We start from the raw sequence: 20,673 nt of genomic DNA on the forward strand, positions 1-20,673 counted from the left end.
ACTATTGTCGCAAAACGCTCACCCCCCAGCCTCTCGCTGAGTCGCCCCCAACGCTCCCCGCCCCGCCAGCTCCGCTGAATTCCGGTGTCTATAACCTGAATTCAGCGCTATTCAGGCGTGAAACCTACCGGGGTATCGGGGCGGGCGTGATTTAAAGGTGAGAATAGGGCAGTAGCTGCCAATAATGGCAGCTACTGCCCAAATCGCACCTTATATCCGCAACCCAGCAAGTAGCCCAGTATCTTCTCGCCCGAAATCCGGTGTCTATGCTCCGGATTTCTGCCTTGTTTGGGAGTGAAACCCCCTTGGTTTTTCAGGAATAGTTGCACTAACGACCGATTTCAACCCAGAATTGGTGTCCCTGCTGAGTGTTGGTTTTCCGAACCTGCAGTTAGGCAAGATTCTAGTTGCGTAGAGCTGGCACTTATCGGAGTGAAATCGGTCGTTCATGCAAGACAGACAGGTTGCAGGGGAATCTAGAGGCTGTTTGTTGACGGGTTTCGGGGCGTGCGTGGTTTAAAGGTGAAAATAGGGTCGTAGCTGCCAATAATGGCAGCTACGACCCAAATCCCACCTTATATTCGCAACCCAGGCAGGTATCTCAAATCTCGGGCAGTTTGTTGAGGTTAGTTTTGCGGATTTGGATTCTGGGTGGGGTCGGTCGGCTCAGGGGACGGATCAGATTGGTCGGGGATATTCGGCCCGAAGGACTGCGGTTGACCAAACTGGGTCTGGCCAGGCTGATTCTGCTGTCCAAACTGGGTTTGAACCGGCTGTCCAGGCTGATTTGGTTGAATCGGCTGGGTCGGGGTGTCCGGCTGGGCAAAGGGGTTGGACTGAACCGGCTGTCCCGGTTGCCCCGGCTGTGGCTGTCCGGGCTGAGCGTAAGGCTGCGGTTGCCCGGGTTGACCGGGCTGTCCGAACTGGGGCTGCCCTGGCTGAACTGGCTGTCCCACACCAGGCTGCGGCTGGCCAGGTTGAGCGTAAGGCTGCGGCTGGCCAGGTACAGGCTGCCCCGGTTGTCCGTAGCTCATCGGCTGTCCGAATTGGTTGGCCGGAACAGTCTTGGCCTTGCTCTTTTTCACCAGCACCACGATGAGAATGACGATGCCGGCAATTATCAAAATCCCAAAAATAGCCATCCCCACAAGAAACTTGCCGATTCCTTCCGCCACAGATTTCCCGGCATCGGTGAGGTCACTGTCTGGTGAGTATTCGGAATCAGCCTTATCACCGGCATTTCCGCCAGGAATCCCAGGCGAGGACACAACCTTAACCTCGCTGCCGAGATCGGTCAGATCCAGCGTCACGGTATCGCCCTTGAAATCGACGGGTTGCCCGTCCACGGTGGCTGTTTTGATGCCGTTGGGCATCTGGATAATCAGGTTCATGGTGATTGAATCCATACCGTACTCGCTCATATCACCAGCATCGCTCAGTTCTGATTTCAGCTTGTCGACGTCCTCTTTGGGCAGGGTCAGAACCAGGTCATCGCCCTCTTTTTTCAGGTTCTCGCTTGAATTGAGACTCTGTTCCTGGGGCATAATAATCTCGCATTTCATATCCCCGCCGGTACTCAAATCTTTGACCGTGGCCCCGTCTTCATTTTCCATATCCGCGAGATCCTGGCAGGTCACTTCCTCGCCGTCGCCCATGGAGGAAAGCATGTCCTTTTCGGCTTCGCTCATCGCGACGATAACCGAAGGCTCAATGGTTTTCTCATCCACGACTTTCAGTTTGACGTCCATTTCGCAGCCGCTCAACGCTACCAGCGCGATTGCCGCGATGCCCGCCACCAGGCTTTTCTTGCGCAAACTCCGCATTTGTTCGCCTTTCTAGGTTTCCGGGAAACGACCCAACGCCGATTCCTCACCTCGAAAATATCAGATTCGCTCGATGCCGAACATACCCTTTTGGGTTATTTTCTTTCCCAAGTCCGCAGGGTCGGGTGGATGCACGAGGGCGGGGTGGACTGTCCTCACTCGTGGGCGTGCGACCGGCGGAAAGCCAGGCGCAGCTGCAAAGCGATAGCGCCGAGGACAATGGACAGCGCGGTGCCCATGACCACGCCGATGGAACCGGCTTGGGTCAGCAAATCGTCGCCACGGAAAGACAGGTGCGAAATCAGCAACGCCACCGTGAAACCAATCCCCGCCACCAGCGAAATCGGAACCATATCACCCATGGTCACGCCCTTTTCCAAGTGCAGGGGAGTGAACTTTTCCATCACGAACACGGAACCGGAGATTCCCAGCAATTTCCCGAAAGGCAACGCCAACATGACCGCCACAGCCACGGGGTTGGCCAGCATATTGAGCGCCCCGCCGGGGGTGTCCACGATGTCCACGCCAGCGGCAAAGAAAGCAAAGAACGGTACCGCAAACGCGGCCGAAACCGGGTTCACTTTCATAGAAATCTGTTCCACTAGGTTGTGGACTTCCCAATCGCGCTTGTCGGCGGGCACCACCATGCCCAAAACTACTCCGGCGATAGTGGCGTGGATACCCGAAACCAGCATGAAGTACCAGGTCAGTATCCCCAGGGGAATCAGGAAGTACCAGTGACCTTTCCGCTTGTGACAGAGGAATCCGAACAGGGCGGCACAAGCCGCCATCGGCAGCAGGAAAACGAGATTCAGGTTAGAACCATAGAACACGGCGATGACGATAATCCCGCCTAGGTCGTCGGCCACCGCCAGGGTCAACAGGAACGTCCGGGCGCCGTTGGGCAGGCCGCGTCCAAAAATCTGCAAAATCGCGACCGCGAAAGCAATATCTGTAGCGGTCGGAATGGCCCAGCCGTGCCACGCTCCGGAGCCGGTAATGGCGGTGACCACCACGAAAACAAAGGCAGGCCCGGCCATGCCAAAGGCGGCCGCGATGATCGGCATCGCCGCGGTTCGCGGATCGTGCAGGGCGCCGTGAGTGAACTCTTCCTTTAGCTCCAAACCAACCGTGAAAAAGAAAATCGCCAAGATACCGTCGCGCGCCCACTCTTCAATAGGCATGGACAGGTGCAGTTTTTGGAGCACCGACAGGGTGTCAGTGGCGGCGGCCTGCGCCAAGCCGGGGTCGGGCACAAACTGCGCCACCGCCTGATACCCCTCACGGAACGGGGTGTTGGCGAAAACCAGGGCGATAACGGCGGCAATAATCAGAATCATGCCCCCGACGATGTCGTCGGAAACAAACCGGGCGAACCGTTGCTGCGCGCTGAGCCGTTCTTCACCAGCTTGAACAGCCGCGTCGTAATCTTCCGGGGAAGGACCGGCTAGGTCCGACTCTCCGAAAAGGCCCTTGTCGAGATTTCCGTTTTCTTTATCGTTGCTTGGCACTTCTTTGTCCATATTCAAAGTGTAGGGTCGATTTGAGTAAATCCCCAAATGAATAGATGATTAACCAGACTGAAAAATGTGCGCGCCCCCGTAGCCCAATGGTAGAGGCAGCTGACTTAAAATCAGTTCAGTGTCGGTTCGAATCCGACCGGGGGTACAGTTTTTTCGCCTGTCCGGCGGGTTTACGCGGAAACGAGGCCGTTTTCGTAGGCAAAAATGACGGCTTGTACCCGGTCGCGGGCACCTATTTTGTTTAAGATATTGCCCACGTGGGTTTTCACCGTGGTCATCGAAATGAACAGTTGCGTGGCGATTTCCTGATTGGTGAGCCCTTGGGCGATAAGGGTGAGGACTTCGGTTTCCCGGTCAGTCAGGCTTGCCAGCAGGGCTTGATCGACCAGATTCGCGTCCACGTCGCCGTCCTGGTCGCCGGGCAGCTGGGGAGCAAACATTTCCAGCATCCGTTTCGTCACGCGCGGGGAAATCGTGGCGTCCCCATGGGCGACATTGCGGATAGCGCCGATGAGTTCCTCTGGTTTGGCATCTTTCAACAGGAATCCGCTGGCTCCGGCCCGCAACGCCGCGAAAGCGTATTCGTCCAGGTCAAAAGTGGTGAGGATGAGAACTTTCACATTCGGGTTGCTAGCAACAATTTCCGAGGTCGCCTCAATACCGTTCATATTGGGCATCCGCACGTCCATCAGCACCACGTTCGGCGCGGTCGCTTTGACCATCTGTAGGGCGGTTTTGCCGTCTGCCGCTTCGCCCACCACCGTGATGTCGTCCGCCACCTCCAGCACCATCCGAAACCCCATGCGGATTAGGGATTGGTCGTCGACCAGCAACACTTTGATGGCTTCACTAGGCGTGGACGGCGCGGACTGTCCAGTCTGTCCAGTTTCGTTTTCGTTTTCGTTTTCACTCACGTTTACATTGTCCCCTAAAAGTTGTTTATGCGGGCATAACCCAACCCTCGGACTTCGGCGCTTCGGCCTGCCACTGCAAGGTCGCTTCCACTCGCCACCCTCCGGGGGTGGGACCAGCCTCCACGTGACCGTCATAGACCGCAGCGCGCTCGCGCATACCAATCAGTCCTTTCCCACCGCCGGGGTTAATCCCCGCCAAGGAAGTAGCGTTGAACACGACGATACGTATGCCGTTGTCCCGCACTTGTAAATCGACCTCAACTGCGGTGGAAGCGGGAGCGTGACGCAAAATGTTAGTCAAAGACTCTTGCACGATCCGATAAATCGTCAGTTGCAGCGGACCGTCAGATGGTACTTCGTCCCCGGTGTAACGGTAGGTAATCGGCAGGCCGGCTGCCCGGAACTGGGCAATAAGTCCATCCATTTCCGCCAAATCCGGGGAAGGGGTGAAGCGGACTTCCTCGAGCGAGGACGTTTGGGCGTCCAGGGAGGCGTTGGGGTCAAGGTTCTGGGGCACTTCGGTGGGTTGGCGTAGTACTCCCACCAGGCGGCGGGTATCCGCCAGCGCCGCCCGTCCGGTTTCGCTCATATTGCGCAAGGCTTCTTTGGCGAGCTCGGGATTTTTGTCAATCGCGGCGGTAGCGCCGTCACTCATCGCAATCAACACCGTCAGCGAATGGGCCACAATATCGTGCATTTCCCGAGCAATCCGGGCGCGTTCGTCAGCCACCGCAATCTGTTCGGATTGCTCGCGTTCCAGCTCCAACTGCCGGTTGCGCAACGTCAACTCGTCCACCCGGTCTCGTCCCAGCTGGACAATACGCGCCAACATCACCGCCACCACCATCAGCAGGGTGATTACCAGTGCCATCATGCTGCGAGCAGCCAGGTTTCCCTGCGGTTCCAGGAAACCCACCTGTACCACCACCAAAATGCCCACCCCGAACAGCACCACGAACGTGACCAGCAGCAGCACGTTTGATACCAGACCGCGCAGGGTTTGGCGCCGGGCGGGGTCGGTTTTGCCGCCGGGGTTGCTGTGTTTCTGGCTTTCAGTCACCAACCTATTGTGACACAGCTGGTTTTTGTCGGCTCCGCGGACAGGGCTGCGCCCCGGAAAATCACCCCGCAGCAGGAGGGCTGCGCCGTGGCAAAACCGCGGAAATCCGCTACGATGAAACTGTTGAGACAATAAGGAGCGACATGAGCAACCCAGTGTTTACCCGCAACAAAGTTTTTACCGAGCGCACTCCGGGAGGTTACCCGACTATGCCCGGCTACCAGGTCGGCGGCGGGGCGACCCAAACCTATCCCAGCGATGCTCCTCACGTGAGCTACGCGCCGGAACAACCCCAGCAGTTCCCCACCCCGCAAGGCCAGGAACAGTACGGCACGGTCTCTGCCGGCCGTCCCGTCACTATGGACGACGTTCTGATTAAGACAGTGCTGACCTTCGGGACCCTCCTGCTTTTCGGGGCTGGGGCTTGGATGTTGACTGCCTCCAATCCGGGTCTGGGCATGAACGTGGCGTTTACCTCGATGATTGTGGCCTTGGTGTTGGGGCTGGTGAACTCCTTTAAGCGTCGTCCTTCCCCGGTTCTGATTTTGGGTTACGCCGCTTTTGAAGGCCTCATGCTGGGCGGCATTTCCAGCCTGTTCGCCGCACTTTACGACGGCGTGGTGATGAAAGCTATCGCGGCGACCCTGGTTACCACCCTGGTGATGCTGGTGCTGTTCAAGACCAAGGTGGTGCGCAACTCCCCGACTTTGATGCGGGTCGTCATGGTCGGTATGTTCTCGATTTTTGTGTTCTACCTGGGCAATCTGGTGGTCAGCCTCATCAACCCGGCTTGGTCTTTCTACGGTCCGAATGCCCCGACCATCGGCGGCTTCCCCCTGTGGATTATCGTCAGCCTCATCGCGATCGGTTTAGCGGCGTTTTCGCTGGTCACAGACTTTGACTACATCGTTACTGCGGTCGATAACGGGGCGCCCCAGGAGACCGCCTGGACGGCCGCTTTTGGCTTGATGGTGACCCTGGTCTGGCTCTACATTGAGTTCCTGCGGATTTTCGCCTACTTTGCGTCCGATAACTAGGTTCGTGTCCCGGAGTTTCCGGAGTTCCCGGCCCGGGCACGAAGCGGTTTCGCGTTTCCCGCGGGGGAGGGTTCTCCTGGCCCGCCCTCAGAAGCTAGACTTAGAGAAAACGACTCACGGAATCGAGAGTAATGACTGTCAACATTCGCCCGCCCGAGGTTCAGGATGCCGCCGGCATGGGGGTGGCTCACGCCCGTATGTGGTTGGCGAACTATGGCGAATTTATTGACGAAAAATACCGCTACCGCTTTGACGAGCCAACTTTGGTCGGTCAATGGCACAACCTGTTGACCTCAGATCCGGCAGGCCGCCGCATCGCTATTGCGGTCGAACACGGTCGGGTGGTCGGTATCGCCATGACGGTGCAGACGGTACGCAACGAGCATGTGGCTCCGCCCGCTCGGGAACGGGAAGTGTCCATGCACTACCTAATGCCTGAATATCAGGGCCAAGGCTTGGGGCGACGCTTGCTGGAATACGTGGTCGGCCCGCAGGAGCCAGCCCAACTGTGGCTGCCTTCGGGGTATCCAGGAGAAAAGCGGGCCCACCGGTTTTATCGCCGGGCCGGGTTCCTCTCGGACGGGGCGATGACCGGTCGTGAGGTCAACTACGGGCTGACCTTGAACCGGATGGTGCGCTGAAATTTTTTCTTTTCCCCAGGCCCCCGTTCGCCCCGCCGCGACGTTCCTGGCAGGACCGCGACCAGACTGTGAAAACCTCAGAAAACAAACAACCGAAAACGGAAGTGCGATGGAGAAAAAACCGTTATTGAACGCCGGAGCCGAATTTAGACGCGGGTGGTGGCGCGAGGTCATTTCCCGGCGGGACATGCAAAGTCGGGTTCCGGACTTCGACGGACTGGAACCGACCGCTCCGCCCGAGGTGGAAAACGGCCCGAACTCAGCTTATGCAGTATCGTGGCGGATTCGGGTGGCGGCCAGTTGGGCGTGGCGTTTCCTGGTTATCGTCGCGGCGCTGGGACTGATTCTGTACGGAATTACAAAAGTTTCTATCATCTTCATTCCCCTCGCGGTGGCGTTGCTGTTGACGCTGCTGCTGGAGCCGATGCATTTCCGGCTGCAGAAGTGGCATGTTCCCAAGACCCTGTCTGCGGTCATTTCCCTGGTGGTGGGTGTAGGGCTGGTTGTGGCGATGATTTGGATTGCAACCTCCCAGCTGGCTCACGGTGCGCCCGCCCTGTTGGCGAAAGCCGGAGGCGGCTTCGACAAGGCTTTGGCCTGGTTGAGCGAAGGCCCTCTGGCATTGGATCAGGCGCAAATCGATAAATATATTAACGAGTTGACCACCCAGCTCACAGCCTTTGCCACCAAGTATTCTTCCTCGATTGCGTCCTCGGCGCTGTCGGTGACTTCCTCGGTCGCCAGCGTGGTCACCACCATCTTAATTTCTCTGTTCTGCCTGTTCTTTTTCCTCAAGGACGGTCGCCAGATCTGGATTTGGTTGATTCGGATGCTGCCGGTTCCTGCCCGCGAGCCGGTTCACGAGGCGGCGATTCGCGGCTGGACCACCTTGAATGGCTACATCAGGGCGCAGGCGCTAGTGGCTTTGGTGGACTCCGTGTTCATTTCCATCGGTGCGGCGGTTCTGGGCGCGGGATCTATGACTATCCCGCTGGCTTTGCTCATTTTCATCGGTTCTTTTGTGCCGATTGTTGGTGCGGTCACCACCGGGGCTATCGCCGTGCTGATTCTGCTGTTGGATAAAGGTTTCATGGCGGCTGTCATCATGCTGATCGTGATTTTGGCGGTGCAACAGATTGAGTCCAACGTGCTGCAGCCGATGCTGATGTCCAATGCGGTCAGCCTGCATCCGCTGGCGGTGCTGCTGGGCGTGACGGCAGGAACCTTCCTGGCTGGAATCATCGGAGCATTGCTGGTGGTACCGGTCATTGCGTTCTTTAATACCGTGTTCCTGTACCTGACCGGGCACGATTCGATGCCGGAGCTGGCTACCCGCCACGACCGCATCGGCGGAGCCCCCGGGACAGTTCACGCCCAGGTGGCCGCATCCTATATCGGCGGCTCTAAGAAAGACACCGCGAAAGTTATGGAGTCTCAGGAACTTTCCCGGCAACAGGCCAGTGCAGCGGCTTTGTCCCCGACGTACGGCTCGCCCGACCAGGCTGGTGACCCTCCGGCCTCGTCGGACACCCCGGCTGGTGACGACCGGGCTGACGCAGGTGGCCCGGCCACCCAGACTGGTGACCCCTCCGCAGCAAACCCCGACAACCCGGCTTTTCCCGAAAAACCCCTCCCGTAACCTCGCCCTCACCCCGCAACCGCACCAGCCCCGCGCGGAAAACGGCGGTGAAAATTCGCTGCCTTTTTAAATGCTTTCCCATGCCTGTACGTAACAGGAGTAAAAACGTGAGATGATAGGGGAAGTTGAGCCTGGCAGGCTGGGCTCGCAAACGTCCCGACGATTGAGGTTGCAATGTCGCTGTTTGAGTATGACCAAGGTCACCTGATTCCGGCCCAGTTTGGCCATCCCGTAGGCCCGGAAGCCCAAGGGGAGATTCTGGATTCTGTCCGCCGTCAGGTTCTCGAAGTCATTGCTCGCCCGCTTTTTCCCGTGACCTGGAACGATATGACTGTGTCTCCGGTGTCCGGGATGCCCGGAGAATTTGCGGAACCTGGGGCGTCACAAGGGTCGGGGGTCCCCGACGCGGACGGGACGGATTCTGGTTTTCCCCAAGAGTCCCCGCGTTTGACCGCTTTGGACGGTTCCGGTCAGGTCGTGCTGGTCGAAGTGGTGAACCGGCTGGATTCCAGTAGTTTGATTGCGGCTTTGGCTCGGCTGGGGGCAGTGTCGAACCTGGGGTGGAACGATTTGGCTGCCGCCTATCCCGGCGGGGTCAGCGCTTTTCGTTCTGGTTGGACTCAGTTTCGTGATGCTATGCCCCCGAACTTGGCGGCGGGGCCGCGCCTGATTTTGGTCGCCACCGAGATTGACCCCGATGTGCGCCCGGCCCTGGATGCTTTGACCCCCTCTGGACTGGAAGTCCATCACGTCAGTGTGCGCGAGATGTCCAACGGGCGCCGCTTCCTGGATGTGCAGCGGGTCGCATCCTCGCTGTTCAGTCACGATACGAACTTGTTGGCGGGTCGGGGAGCCCGCATCCCGGCGATCACCTCCGCCACCGATGCGGATATGCAAAACGCGGAATCCGTGGTGCCCGAGGTGGCACCCAGTTCGGACGAGGTGCCGAGCGTGGGCTTCGCCGACCTGGCGACCCCGATGGCTTCCGGTCAGGTTTCTGAGGCGGCTGCGCCCGATAACGTGACTGTCGGTCCGGCGCCCGCAGCGCCTGCCCCGGAACCGGAGCCAACCCCGGAACCTGCGGCATCCGACCTTGAGACCGCGGCGGAAAGTCCGGCTCCAGTTGATGAACCCGCGCTGCAAACCGGGTCGATTTCACGCCACTCCATTATGGAGGCCGCCCGGTCTTCCGCGGTGTCTCCGCTGGCTGCAGGGGAGGACGAGGAGCCTGTGGAGTCGCTGTTTACCACTCATCACGGCAGCGTCGCGGAGAAAGACGCCCCGTCCTTTGCGGACATTATTTCCGGCACCGATACCGGAGAATTCCAGACGGCTCATCACTCGCATCGGGCTGCCGCCAGTGAACAGACTCTGGAGGCCGAAGCGCAGGCACAGGCCGAGAATGAGCCGACGCAACTCGAGGAACCCGGGGAACCTGAGCAAATGGAGCAGTCCGCCGAGTCCGTTGGTGCGGCAAACGCTAGTGCGGAGACTTGGGGAACACCGGAAACCCTAGAAACGCTGGAAACCCCGGAGACGCTCGGCGCGGATCAGTCGGAGGCAAGCGACCTGCTGAACCGTGACGCCGCCGGTCTTGGGGTGATTGCCCAGGTGACCGGCGAGGATACGCCACTCATTGCCCTGGTGAACTTTGACGGAAGTGCGGCCGAAGTCGACGCTACCCTGGCGGAGCGCGGGGTCATTATCCTGGAAGGCCGCGAATTCGATAATCCCAGCGAGGCGGCTCGGGTGCTCGGCCAAGAGGTCGATGGCTGGGAGTTCTGGCACTTGGGCTTCATCGATGGCCCGACCCTCGCCGAAGCTCAAGCTGAAATCAACGCTGAAATCGAGCGCAACCGCTAAATCCCATTCCAATAATCCCGGTGAAGCCCGGGCGTTAATCCTATTAATTTGGGTTTTAGTTCTGCGGGGTGGTCGCCCCCAACGCTCCCTGCCCCGCAATACCACTCGAATTCCTGTGTATATAACCAGAATTCCAGCGCTATTCAGGTGTGAAACCTGCCTCGGTATCGGGGTGTGCGTGGATTAAAGGTGAAAATAGGGCAGTAGCTGCCAATAATGGCAGCTACTGCCCAAATCCCACCTTATATCCGCAACCCAGCGAGTATCTCTTGATTTTTGGGAGCGGGCAATCCTGGATTTTCCGGGTGTTTTCCCGGTGCCTCTTGGCTGATTCTGCGCGGACTGCGCAGGGGGCTAGGCTTCGACGCGGGCGCTGGGGCCCAGCAGCAGCCGCGCCAGGTGAATCCCGTGGCTGCCGGCCAGCTGTTCCGCTTGGGTGCGGCAGCTGAAGCCGTCAGCCAGGAAAATCGCGTTCGGGTGTGCGCGCAGGGCCGGCAGCAAAGCGTGTTCGGCAATGCGTTTCGACACCTCGACGTGCCCCCGCTCCATGCCAAAATTGCCTGCCATTCCGCAGCAGCCCGCCAGTTCCACAACATCCGCCCCGGTGGTCGCCAACAACTTGCGGTCGGTTTCCCAACCCAGGACGCTGTAGTGGTGGCAATGCGGCTGGGCGACAACCTGCACGCCTCGCAAATCCGGCAGCTGCCACACGTCCGGGTTAGGCGCGGTGTCCGGGTCGCTGAGCAGCTCCGCTAAAGTGCGCGTGGCCTGGGCAATCGCGTGGGCGCGCGGGTCGTCGGGCAGCAAACGTTCCAGGTCATCGCGCAGGGTCGCGGTACAGGACGGCTCCACGCCGACAATCGGAATCCCGTTGACCGCCAGCGGCCCCAGGATCTGGCACAAGCGCCGCATATTGCGCCGAGCCTTGTCCAGCTGGCCGGTCGTAACGTAAGTCAGCCCGCAGCAGGCTTGGGGCGGTACATACACCTGGTACCCCGCCGTTTCCAGCAGCTCCACCACCGCTTCGGCACCATCGGGGGCAATCCCCTCCGAGAAAGAATCCGCCCACACCGCCACCCACGGTTTAGCTTCGGGAGCGGGCTGGCTGTCCGCGCTCGCCGTCGAGGCGACGGCATTGACCTGCCCCGTAGTCGCTAGCGGCTGTTCCGTATTGGGGGTCACAAGCCCGTTCGTGCCGATTTCCGGTTCGGCAGCGTTTCCTCCGTGGCCCCGCGCCCAAGCCCGGAATGATTCAGGGTGGAAATGCGCCATCTGACGGCGTGGATCGAGCCCGAACATCCGAAACACCAGACGGCGAATCCACGCCACCCCGAAAACGCTGTTAGCCAGGCTCGCCCCGCCGGGTATCCGGCGCGCCAAACGCAGCCAGCCAGGCAGGCGACCCAACAGGTAATGCGAACGCGGCCGCAAACTCCGACGATAGGCCCGGTACAGCGACTCGGACTTGTACGCCGCCATGTCAATCCCGGTCGGGCAGGCCGCAGAACAGGCCTTACACGCTAAACACAAGTCGAGAGCCCGCAACAGGTTTGGGTCGCGAAAATCCCGAATGAGCGAGCCGTTCGTGACCTCTTGCAGCACCCGGGCGCGCCCGCGCGTGGCGTCCTGCTCCTGGCCGGTAGCCAGGTAGCTGGGACACATCCAAGCGCCGGTGAGGTGGTCCATTGCCAAACATTTGCCGACGCCGGTGCAGCGATGCACGGCCGCGGTAAAGTCCGTGTCTTTCGGAAAAGTAAAGCCTTGACCGGGCAGGGCGGGAATGACCTCGGCCCCCGCCAGACGCAGGTTCGCATCCAGCGGATCGGGATCCACCAAGACCCCCGGATTCATCAAACCCCGCGGGTCAAACAGGGCTTTGACCTGTTTAAACAAACGAATCAGTGCGGGGGAATACATCCGCGGCAACAATTCGGAGCGGGCCCGGCCATCCCCGTGCTCGCCCGAAAGTGAACCGTGATGCTTCCCCACCAAGTCTGCGGCGCGCTCCAGGAACTCCCGAGAACGTCCTTGGTCAGCCTCCGCTCCCAACGGTAGGTTCAACCGCACGTGCAGGCAGCCGTCTCCGAGGTGCCCATAAAGCATCCCGTCCACGTCCATTTCGCGCATCAAATCAGTGAAATCTCGCAGATAAGCGGCCAGATTTTGGGGCGGAACCGCCGCGTCCTCCCAGCCCGGCCAGGCCGGGTCGTTGCCGGTGCCGTCCGGGTTCAAGGGGGTACGCCCGCCTAACCCGGCCCCATCAGCGCGAATCCGCCAAAGTTTCGTGGCTTGCGTGGAGGGGGGCAGCACGAGGGTGGCGCGAGTGTTGGCGGCTTGGGCTAGGTCCTGGGCCCGAGCCAGGGTTGTTTCCAGGTCCTCGGTGGCGCTGCCCATCTCTACCAGCAGCCAAGCGTTGCCCTCTGGCAGTTCGGGCAGCTCGCCAACCCCCGGCTTGTGCGCCAAAGTGTAAACCAGACGCGAATCCATGCCCTCCACCGCGAGGGGCGAAAAGTCGTTAATCAGCGGCACGTCGGTGGCGGCGGCAATTATGTCGGGGTAGCCCAGCACCACCAGTACCGGTGCGGCCGGTACCGGCACCAAGCGCAGGGTGGCGCGCAGCACGCTGACCAAAGTTCCCTCGCTACCCACCAAGAATTTCGCCAGGTCACGCCCATTTTCCGGCAGCAGGTGTTCCAGGGAATAGCCCGAAACTTGCCGGTGAAAACGCCCGCATTCCGTGCGAATCACGGCTAGGTTTTCATCAACTAAACGCTGCAAACCCGGCACCACATCCAACGCACCTTCGCCCGAAACGGCGTGAAATTCCCGCCCGAATCCGTCGATAACATCCATCGAAATGACATTGTCGGCCACGCGCCCCCAGGCTTGGGCGTGCGGGCCGCAGGCATTATTACCGATCGAACCCCCAACGGTGGCCCGCGTCCAGGTGGACGGGTCGGGCCCGAATCGCAGACCAAAGGGCGCTCCGGCCTCCTGAATAGAGGCGAGCACCACCCCCGGTTCTACCGTAATCTGGCGCGCGGAAGGGTCCAGGGACAAAATCCGGTTGCAGTGGTGAGATGTATCAATGACCAGGCCGGGCCCGATGGAGTTGCCGGAACATGAGGTTCCCCGCCCGCGCATCGTCAGGGGCACGCCAGCGGACAGGGCTTCCAAAATCGTGTCGTGTAGCTGGTCAAGGTTTTCCGGTTGGGCGATCCGGTCGGGCACAATGCGATAGTTTGAGGCGTCCGATGCGTAAATGGCCCGGTTCAGGGGGTCTTGGAGGTATTTCACCATGGCCCTAGTGTATGTTACTTTTCCCGGTCTCCTGGCTATCCGTGGGTTTACTCAGGGCCTTTTTCAAAATCCCCAAGCCGATAGGAATGACTGAAACCGCGATGATGATGACGGCGATGAGCTCCACGTTGTTGCGGATAAAGGGCACCCCTCCGAGCGAAATACCGGCGACGATGAACACACCGGTCCAGGCAATACTGCCGATGACGTTCCACAGGGTGAAGTGTGCCCAGCCGTAGCGCCCTATTCCGGCCGCGATAGGCACGAAAGTGCGCACGAAAGGAACGAAACGTCCCAATACCACCGCCGGTCCACCCCACTTGCGAAAAAACACTTGGGCAGTCTGCAAATATTCGGTTTTCAGCACGCGCGCATCGGGTTTAAAGAACCGTTCACCGAACAGCAGCCCGAACCAGTAGCCGACCTGGGCGCCGGCTATCGCCGCCAGAATCAGCACGAACAGAACCACGGCGAGGTTCACTGGCATCCGGTCTTGGAGCAGCCCCAACGCGAATAGCAGCGAATCGCCGGGAAGCACCGGGAACAGCACTCCTGACTCGATGAACACGATGAGGGCGATGATGGCCACCATCCACACCCCGTAAGCCGAGATGAGGTGTTCCAACAGGGCGCCGGGATCCTTCAGCCAATCCAGCAAATTTGCAGTGAAAACCATGATTCCAATCTTAATTAATACCGATAGTTGAGGATTCAGACCTCAAGAGCGAACGGGAGGTTATTGCAGCGCCCACGCCACGTCCTGGTCGGGCAGCGCGCCGGTGCCGCCCACGACTACACCGTGGGAGCCGGCGGAGGTCCATAAGCCCTTCAAAAAGGCGGGTTTCGACCCGGCCGGGGGCACCAGCACAAGTTTCGCGCCCTGCTTGACCGTGTAGGCTCCGGCTGACAGGGCGTCGGGGAAGTTTCGTCCCGACACCATCACCAGGCCGTTTACGCTGCGTCCCAGGTCAAGGCTGGTGGCGAGGCTGCGGGCGGTTTCGTAGCGGTCCGCTCCTGTGTAAGTCGTGCCGGGATTGATACCCGCCGAGGCGACGGCAGATTGCGCCGGACCGCCAACAGTGATGATTTTAGTGCTGTTCAGAAGGGGGGTCAGGTAGCTTTGTGTAGCGGGGGGCAGGTTGGCGCCGCTGGAGAGCACCAGGGAGGCCCGCATCGCTCCGGCCGCGGCTCCCGCAGCTAGGGCGTCGGGGAAGTTGATGCCGTCAGCCACCAAGACTGCGCTGGGTGCGCCTCCCAGGGAATCGCGGTATTGCGCGACTTTCAGGGCTGTTTCAAAACGATTCGCGCCGATGAGCTCGACCAATTCCAGACCTTTGGCCGCAATCGTCGCCCGGTCGGCAGCACTCAGCCCCACGGTTCCGCCCACGCGCACCACCCGGTGCAGCCCAAATTTACTCAGGGCTTTCACGGCTTGGGAGTCCAGGTGGTCGCGGGAGTTCGACAAAACTAGCGTGGAGCTGGTGACTCCGGACAGCTGGGTTGCGGCCAGACCGTCAGCGGCTATCAACCCGGTGGCGAGAATCAGCGTCTCCACGTTGGGTGAGGCCTCGGCAATCATCCCTGAAGTCTCCATCCGGTCGGCACCGCTGACCCGCATAATGTTGGGCGGGAGCTGTTTAAAGGGCAAATCGGCGCCACTCAAACCGCGCACCGGCACCCCTAAACTCGCCAGCCAAGAGCCGAAACGCGACATCGGCGAAGCGGCGTTGAACAGTAACTGTTCGGTGCTGTCGGTGAAAGCTGTATGGGATTTCGAGCTGGTGATGCCGACCACCTCGCCGGCAGCGTTGTACAGGGGACCCCCGGAGTCGCCTTTATCTACCGCCATCGGCACGGTGGCGAGGATGTTGCCACCAGCGGGAATCTGGAAACGCTGGGCAGTGCGGGCGTCCAAAGTATTGACGTTGGCGCAATAGTTTCCTTTGCCGCCAATCATCTGGGAGACACTGTCGATGGTGGCGGATTCCTTAATGATGTAGTTTTGCCCGCAAATATACAGGGGAGTGCTGGGGGGCTGAACCACCGCGCTGACCGGGGCGATGGGGTGATTCGCCGGGGTGGTCACAACCAGCGCCACATCGCTTTGTGTGGTCGTTTCCCAGGTCACTCCGGTGGCGAGGGGCGAGGCTCCCGGAACGTGAGAGTTTGTTGAATAAATCCGCGCCGGTCCTTGGGGCAAGCTCTTAAAGCAGTGAGCCGCGGTCAGCACCATGTTGGGCGCGACCCAAACTCCAGAACACAGGGACGCCATCCCGTCCGGACCCGGTCCGATAACCAGCTGGACGGTGGCCTGATGCGGATCAGGAAGCTGTCCGGCCTGCGTAGAGCCAGTTTCTGGGGAGTTCACAAGCGGTGTCGCGCGGTCTGGCTGGTCAGCAGGGGTGGGCGGGAGAAGCTGGTGAACCTCGGTTGGCGGGTAACCCGACGGAGTGTCGCCGGTTCCGGCACGCGCAGGCGCGACCGGACCGATGCCAACGAGAGCGAAAACCAACATAAAGAGTGCCGGAACCCACAGGGCGCGGCGCAGCGTGAAACCAGGGACCATAAAGTTAATTATCAACCCTTGACGTGGATTTATCCAACCATAGCGGTTTCGTGACAGGACAAAAACAGAGCTCTATTCCGGGTGCGGATTTATCACGGTCTAGGTACATTAGATGTATGTATGTCAAGCTCGCTAGATTTTTAGCCCTCAGACCGAAGCGGGTTCTGGCATTTTGGATTTTGGTGGTTATCGCCACTGCGCTCAGCGCGATTACTGGCTTTGGAAACCCCCTGTGGAACCGTCTCATTTCTGACGTTCCCCAGGCGACCCCTTCGGAGTCTCACACCGGTCAAGTCATGGTGGAAAGTCACCTGACCGCGGCCTATTCCGTGATGGCCTACGTTTCTGGGGTCGATTTGCACTCAGAGCTGGAACAGGCACCGAAGCTGGCCAGTCAGTTGGATGAGATGAAGGCTCAGGCCGAGGATCAGGGGGATAAAGCCAAAAAACTCGGTGATGAAGCGAAAGCGGCTGGAGATCCGGCGCAGGCTTTAGCTGATGAGGCGCGAGCCCTCGGGGCGAAAGCCACCGAGCTGGGGAATCGTGCCACCAGCCTGGGGAATCAAGCCAAAGCTCTGGGACACGAAGCGCAGGTCGCGGGGGCGAAAGCGCAGGATTTGAAGTCTCAGGCGGAGGCGGCTGGGGCGCGGGCTCAGGCGGCGGGGGCGAAGGCGCAGGATTTGAAGTCTCAGGCGGAGGCGGCTGGGGCGCGGGCTCAGGCGGCGGGGGCGAAAGCGCAGGATTTGAAGTCTCAGGCGGAGGCGGCCGGGGCAAAAGCCCAGCAGCTCGCCGCTAGTGGCGATATGGCGGGAGCCGGGGCGGCGAAAGGGCAAGCTGAACAGCTCGGCGCCCAAGCTCAACAGGCCGGTGCCGAAGCCCAGGAACAGGGCGCCCTCGCCCAACAGCTCGGGGCCCAAGCCCAGGCGGCAGGAACCGAAGCCCAGACCGAGGCCGCTCGAGCCCAAGAAATCGGCGCCCAAGCCCAGGCAGCCGGGGATCAGGCTCTTGCCAGCGGAAACCGGGCTCAGAGTCTCGCGGCGCAAGCCCGCCGACTGGGCGACCAAGCCAAAGATAAGGGCGACAAGGCTCAGGACCTGGGCGATCAGGCGAAAGACAAGGGCGACATTGCCAAAGACCTGGCTGACCGAGCCCAAGCGCTGGGTGATTCGGCAAAAGCGCTGGGCGACCAAGCCAAAGCGCTGTCCGAACCCGACTGGCCCGTCTCGAAAGTCCTGCACACCGAGCTGAAAAAGTTTGAAACGAAGCTGGAAGGGATGCCTCACGTAGATAAGGTGACTTATCCTTTCGTGGAATATAACGCCATGCTCGATCCCCAAGCGCGGGAACTGGTGGCGAAAGACGGCCATGGGTTTGTCATCGTGGCCACCATGGATTTGCGGGTGAACGGGAAAGCTCAAAAGACCCCGCCGAAACAGTTCGAGCCTGACGTTAAGAACGTAGAGAAAGCCTTGAGCAGCTTGGAGTCAACGCTGCGGACAGCCCTGCCCAAAGATGCTGTGCAGCCCGATTTTCGGGTGCGGGTCACGGACATGGGTCTGGTAAACGAGGCCGGAATCCAAACCCTAAAGAACGACCTGGTGCGTTCCGAATCGATTGGGATACCGCTGTCCTTCCTGATTATGGCAGTCGTGTTCGGAGGATTTTTGGCCGCTTTGCTGCCGCTGTCGGGGGCTATGGTGGCGATTTCCACCGCCTTGGCCATCATGTTGGGGATGACTTATCTGTTTGAACAGCAGTCTTTCGCTGTCAACGTGATTTCGGTGCTGGGGCTGGGGCTGTCCATCGACTACGGTTTGCTGATAGTGTCGCGTTACCACGAGGAACTTGTGCGCTTACGTAGCCTGCCGGAAGACGAATGGAAACCGGACTTCTCCGGGGTGAAAAAACCCAAGACCCGCGAACGACTGGAAGCGTTGAACCCGCGCTATCTGCGGGCTTTGGAAATTACCCTGGCAACAGCAGGGCGAACCACGTTCTTTAGTGCCCTGACGGTGGCGATTGCGTCCTCCGGCATGATTTTCTTCCGGCCGGAACTGTTGAAGTCCCTAGGTATCGCGGGTTCCTCCACCGTGCTGTTGGCGATGATTGCGGCGCTGACTTTGGTGTCTGCCCTCATGTTTATGGCCTCTGCCCGTCTGGAAAAGCCCTCCATCCTGACCAAGATTCCGCTCTTGCGTCGTTTCATGGGTAATGCCGAGCCGGCGCATGTGAAGCACCGGGTGCAGCAGAGCAAAGATCCGCAGGACACGCCGGAAGTTGACTCGGAAACAGAAAACACGTTCTTTTATCGGATTTCCATTGCGGTAACCCGCAAGCCCTGGCTGTCTTTCATTGTCTCGGCCGCGGTTTTGGTGGCGGCGTGCTTGCCGCTGGCGACCTTGAACCTGCGCAACTCGCTGTTCGATATGCTGCCGGTCCACAACGAACAACGGCTTCTATACGAAGATTTGTCCGTCCAAGTGCCACGCACCGGACTGCCTCCGGTGCGAATCGTCGCCGAGGACACCACGCCCGAAGAACTTGACGCCTGGACCGAAGCAAACCTCAGCGATATCAAAGGAATCGCCGAAGTCTTCGCCGCGTCCAAGCTGGGCGATACGTCAGACTCCGTAGCGATAGTGGATTTGGAGACGAAAGATATCGGTTCGCCCCAAGCCGAGAGAATCGTGAAGGAAATCCGGGATAAACCCCACGATTTCCAACGCTATGTCATCGGCCAGGCGGCGAACCAAATCGACTTCATCTCATCGTTGGCTCAAGGTCTGCCTTGGGTGCTCAGCGTGCTGGTGATAATCACCATTATCCTGCTGTTCCTGATGACCGGCTCGATAGTGATACCGCTGCAAGCCCTGGTGATAAACACGTTGTCGCTGATGGCGACCTTGGGGATCTCCACCTTGATTTTTGTTGATGGTTTCGGGGTGGAGCTGTTGGGGGCCCAAAAGCTGCCGGGCTTGGAATCTTACGTGGTCGTTATGCTGATGTGTTTCGGCTTCGGGCTGTCGATGGATTACGAGCTGTTCTTGCTTTCGCGGATGAAAGAAGTGTGGGACGAGACCGGGTCGGCCCGTCTATCGGTCATTCAAGGTTTGTCGCGGTCGGCTCGGATTGTTACTTCCGCTGCAACCATTCTGGTCTTTGTGTTCCTCGCGTTCGTGACCGGACACATGATTGTGTTGAAGCAGGTCGGGTTTATCTTGGCGTTGGCGGTCGCCTTTGACGCCACGATTGTCCGGATGGTGCTGGTGCCCTCCGTGATGGCTCTATTTGGGCGGGTGAACTGGTGGGCGCCGCGCCCGCTGCGCCGCTTGCATAACCGTTTCTCGGAAAGTTTCGCTCATCACGGGTGAGGGACGCGGCGGTAATTCCAGGTAAATTTAAGGCAAAATCTTCCTCTTTGCTTTGGTTATTGCGCGTGTGCACGCGGGCTTCGAAGTGATATGGTTTTTCTGTAAAATCGTGTGATTTTGAAAGGAAAAACCGTGAGCCTGCCTCCACCCCCCGAAAATGATTCTCTGCCGCCCGCTCCCGTAAACCCAGTGGTTTACCCTAGTGCACAGCCTGCGATGCCGCCTACCCAGCCCGCGGTTCCTCCCGCGCAGCCGCAACCTCCCGTGCAGCCCGCCGCTCAGCCTAGCCAGCCGGAACAGCCCGGTTTTGCCCCGGCTCAACCCCCCGCTCCGGCGCAGCCTAGCCAACCGATGCAACCCGGCTTCACCCCCCTTCAGGCCGGAACACCCACCGGGGCAATACCTGCACAGACACCGGCACCTCAGCCCTACCAACAGATGCCAGGGGCTCAGCCCTACCCTCCCCAAGGGGCACCGACCGGAAACGCTGGGCCTTATGCCCAATATCAGCAGCCCGGTCCCGCGGTAAAACGCAGTAATCCGTTCGAGGGCCTTTTTGATCTGAGATTCAACAAATTCATCACCATTCCTTTGTTGGGAATCGTCTATGCCGTTGGCTTATTAGTCGCTGGTCTCACCGCGTTGTTTGTTTGGGGGAGCCTCGCAAGCGCGTTGGTCGGCATGGGTACACCAGGTGTTTTTGCGTTCTTGGTGGGAATTCCGGTAGCTCTGGTGCTGTTCCTCAATGTACTTCTGTGGCGCGTCACGCTAGAGAGCATTGTCGCGCTGATTCGCGTGGCTGAAAACAGCACCAAGATTTTGGAAGCTACTGAAAAAATCGAAGCTGCCCACGAAAAGGGATAAGCCTCGGTTACTGATAGGATAAACCCGTCACGGGGACCATCCCGCCCCGGCCCGTTCGAGGGCCGGAAACTG

General features: G+C 59.6%; 13 protein-coding genes and 1 tRNA gene. 7 read left to right on the forward strand and 7 right to left on the reverse strand.

The genetic code is table 11. From position 1 onward, the window contains the following. Window positions 1-626: 626 nt before the first annotated feature. Window positions 627-1,823: a hypothetical protein gene (locus RDL66_RS03170; protein ID WP_308535134.1), complete on the reverse strand. Its 1,197-nt coding sequence runs from the start codon at window positions 1,821-1,823 to the stop codon at window positions 627-629. A 155-nt stretch (window positions 1,824-1,978) separates the two neighbouring features. Then, window positions 1,979-3,346, reverse strand: coding sequence for a Na+/H+ antiporter NhaA (locus RDL66_RS03175; protein ID WP_308535136.1), 1,368 nt, complete (start codon window positions 3,344-3,346; stop codon window positions 1,979-1,981). Between the two features lie 72 nt (window positions 3,347-3,418). On the opposite strand from RDL66_RS03175, the gene RDL66_RS03180 reads away from it, so the two are divergent. Beyond that, a tRNA-Leu gene (locus tag RDL66_RS03180) sits at window positions 3,419-3,491 on the forward strand. A gap of 25 nt (window positions 3,492-3,516) precedes the next feature. Here RDL66_RS03180 and RDL66_RS03185 read toward each other — a convergent pair. Together RDL66_RS03185 and RDL66_RS03190 are read right to left on the reverse strand one after the other, a co-directional pair. Further along, window positions 3,517-4,260, reverse strand: a complete 744-nt coding sequence (locus RDL66_RS03185; protein ID WP_308535137.1) for a response regulator transcription factor — start codon at window positions 4,258-4,260, stop codon at window positions 3,517-3,519. A gap of 25 nt (window positions 4,261-4,285) precedes the next feature. Then, window positions 4,286-5,248, reverse strand: coding sequence for a histidine kinase (locus tag RDL66_RS03190; RefSeq protein ID WP_308535222.1), 963 nt, complete (start codon window positions 5,246-5,248; stop codon window positions 4,286-4,288). A gap of 215 nt (window positions 5,249-5,463) precedes the next feature. Between RDL66_RS03190 and RDL66_RS03195 the strand changes: the two genes are divergently transcribed. From RDL66_RS03195 to RDL66_RS03210, 4 genes are all read left to right on the forward strand, one after another. After that, the gene (locus RDL66_RS03195; RefSeq protein ID WP_308535139.1) at window positions 5,464-6,357 is read left to right on the forward strand and encodes a Bax inhibitor-1/YccA family protein; all 894 of its coding nucleotides are present in this window, start codon (window positions 5,464-5,466) and stop codon (window positions 6,355-6,357) included. A gap of 131 nt (window positions 6,358-6,488) precedes the next feature. After that, on the forward strand, window positions 6,489-6,998 hold the full coding sequence (locus tag RDL66_RS03200) for a GNAT family N-acetyltransferase (protein WP_308535141.1): 510 nt from the start codon (window positions 6,489-6,491) through the stop codon (window positions 6,996-6,998). A 109-nt stretch (window positions 6,999-7,107) separates the two neighbouring features. Then, window positions 7,108-8,637, forward strand: coding sequence for an AI-2E family transporter (locus tag RDL66_RS03205; protein WP_308535142.1), 1,530 nt, complete (start codon window positions 7,108-7,110; stop codon window positions 8,635-8,637). A gap of 174 nt (window positions 8,638-8,811) precedes the next feature. Beyond that, the gene (locus RDL66_RS03210; protein ID WP_308535144.1) at window positions 8,812-10,500 is read left to right on the forward strand and encodes a cell surface protein; all 1,689 of its coding nucleotides are present in this window, start codon (window positions 8,812-8,814) and stop codon (window positions 10,498-10,500) included. Window positions 10,501-10,854: 354 nt separating this feature from the next. Here RDL66_RS03210 and RDL66_RS03215 read toward each other — a convergent pair whose 3' ends face one another. From RDL66_RS03215 to RDL66_RS03225, 3 genes are read right to left on the reverse strand one after another with little or no spacing between them, the layout of a single operon-like run. Beyond that, window positions 10,855-13,800 carry an FAD-binding and (Fe-S)-binding domain-containing protein gene (locus tag RDL66_RS03215; RefSeq protein WP_308535146.1) on the reverse strand — a complete coding sequence of 982 codons (2,946 nt, stop codon included), beginning with the start codon at window positions 13,798-13,800 and terminating at the stop codon, window positions 10,855-10,857. 4 nt (window positions 13,801-13,804) lie between these two features. Continuing rightward, window positions 13,805-14,476 carry a VTT domain-containing protein gene (locus tag RDL66_RS03220; RefSeq protein ID WP_299293868.1) on the reverse strand — a complete coding sequence of 224 codons (672 nt, stop codon included), beginning with the start codon at window positions 14,474-14,476 and terminating at the stop codon, window positions 13,805-13,807. A 60-nt stretch (window positions 14,477-14,536) separates the two neighbouring features. Beyond that, window positions 14,537-16,366, reverse strand: a complete 1,830-nt coding sequence (locus RDL66_RS03225; RefSeq protein ID WP_308535149.1) for a cell wall-binding repeat-containing protein — start codon at window positions 16,364-16,366, stop codon at window positions 14,537-14,539. A gap of 116 nt (window positions 16,367-16,482) precedes the next feature. Here RDL66_RS03225 and RDL66_RS03230 point away from each other — a divergent pair, with 116 nt between their 5' ends. Continuing rightward, entirely contained in the window at window positions 16,483-19,737 is a 3,255-nt protein-coding gene (locus tag RDL66_RS03230; RefSeq protein ID WP_308535150.1) for an MMPL family transporter, read from the forward strand. A 111-nt stretch (window positions 19,738-19,848) separates the two neighbouring features. Then, the gene (locus RDL66_RS03235; RefSeq protein WP_308535152.1) at window positions 19,849-20,601 is read left to right on the forward strand and encodes a DUF4282 domain-containing protein; all 753 of its coding nucleotides are present in this window, start codon (window positions 19,849-19,851) and stop codon (window positions 20,599-20,601) included. The last annotated feature ends 72 nt before the right edge of the window (window positions 20,602-20,673 follow it).

It is taken from the genome of uncultured Mobiluncus sp. (assembly GCF_902488535.1).
Classification (GTDB): Bacteria; Actinomycetota; Actinomycetes; order Actinomycetales; family Actinomycetaceae; genus Mobiluncus.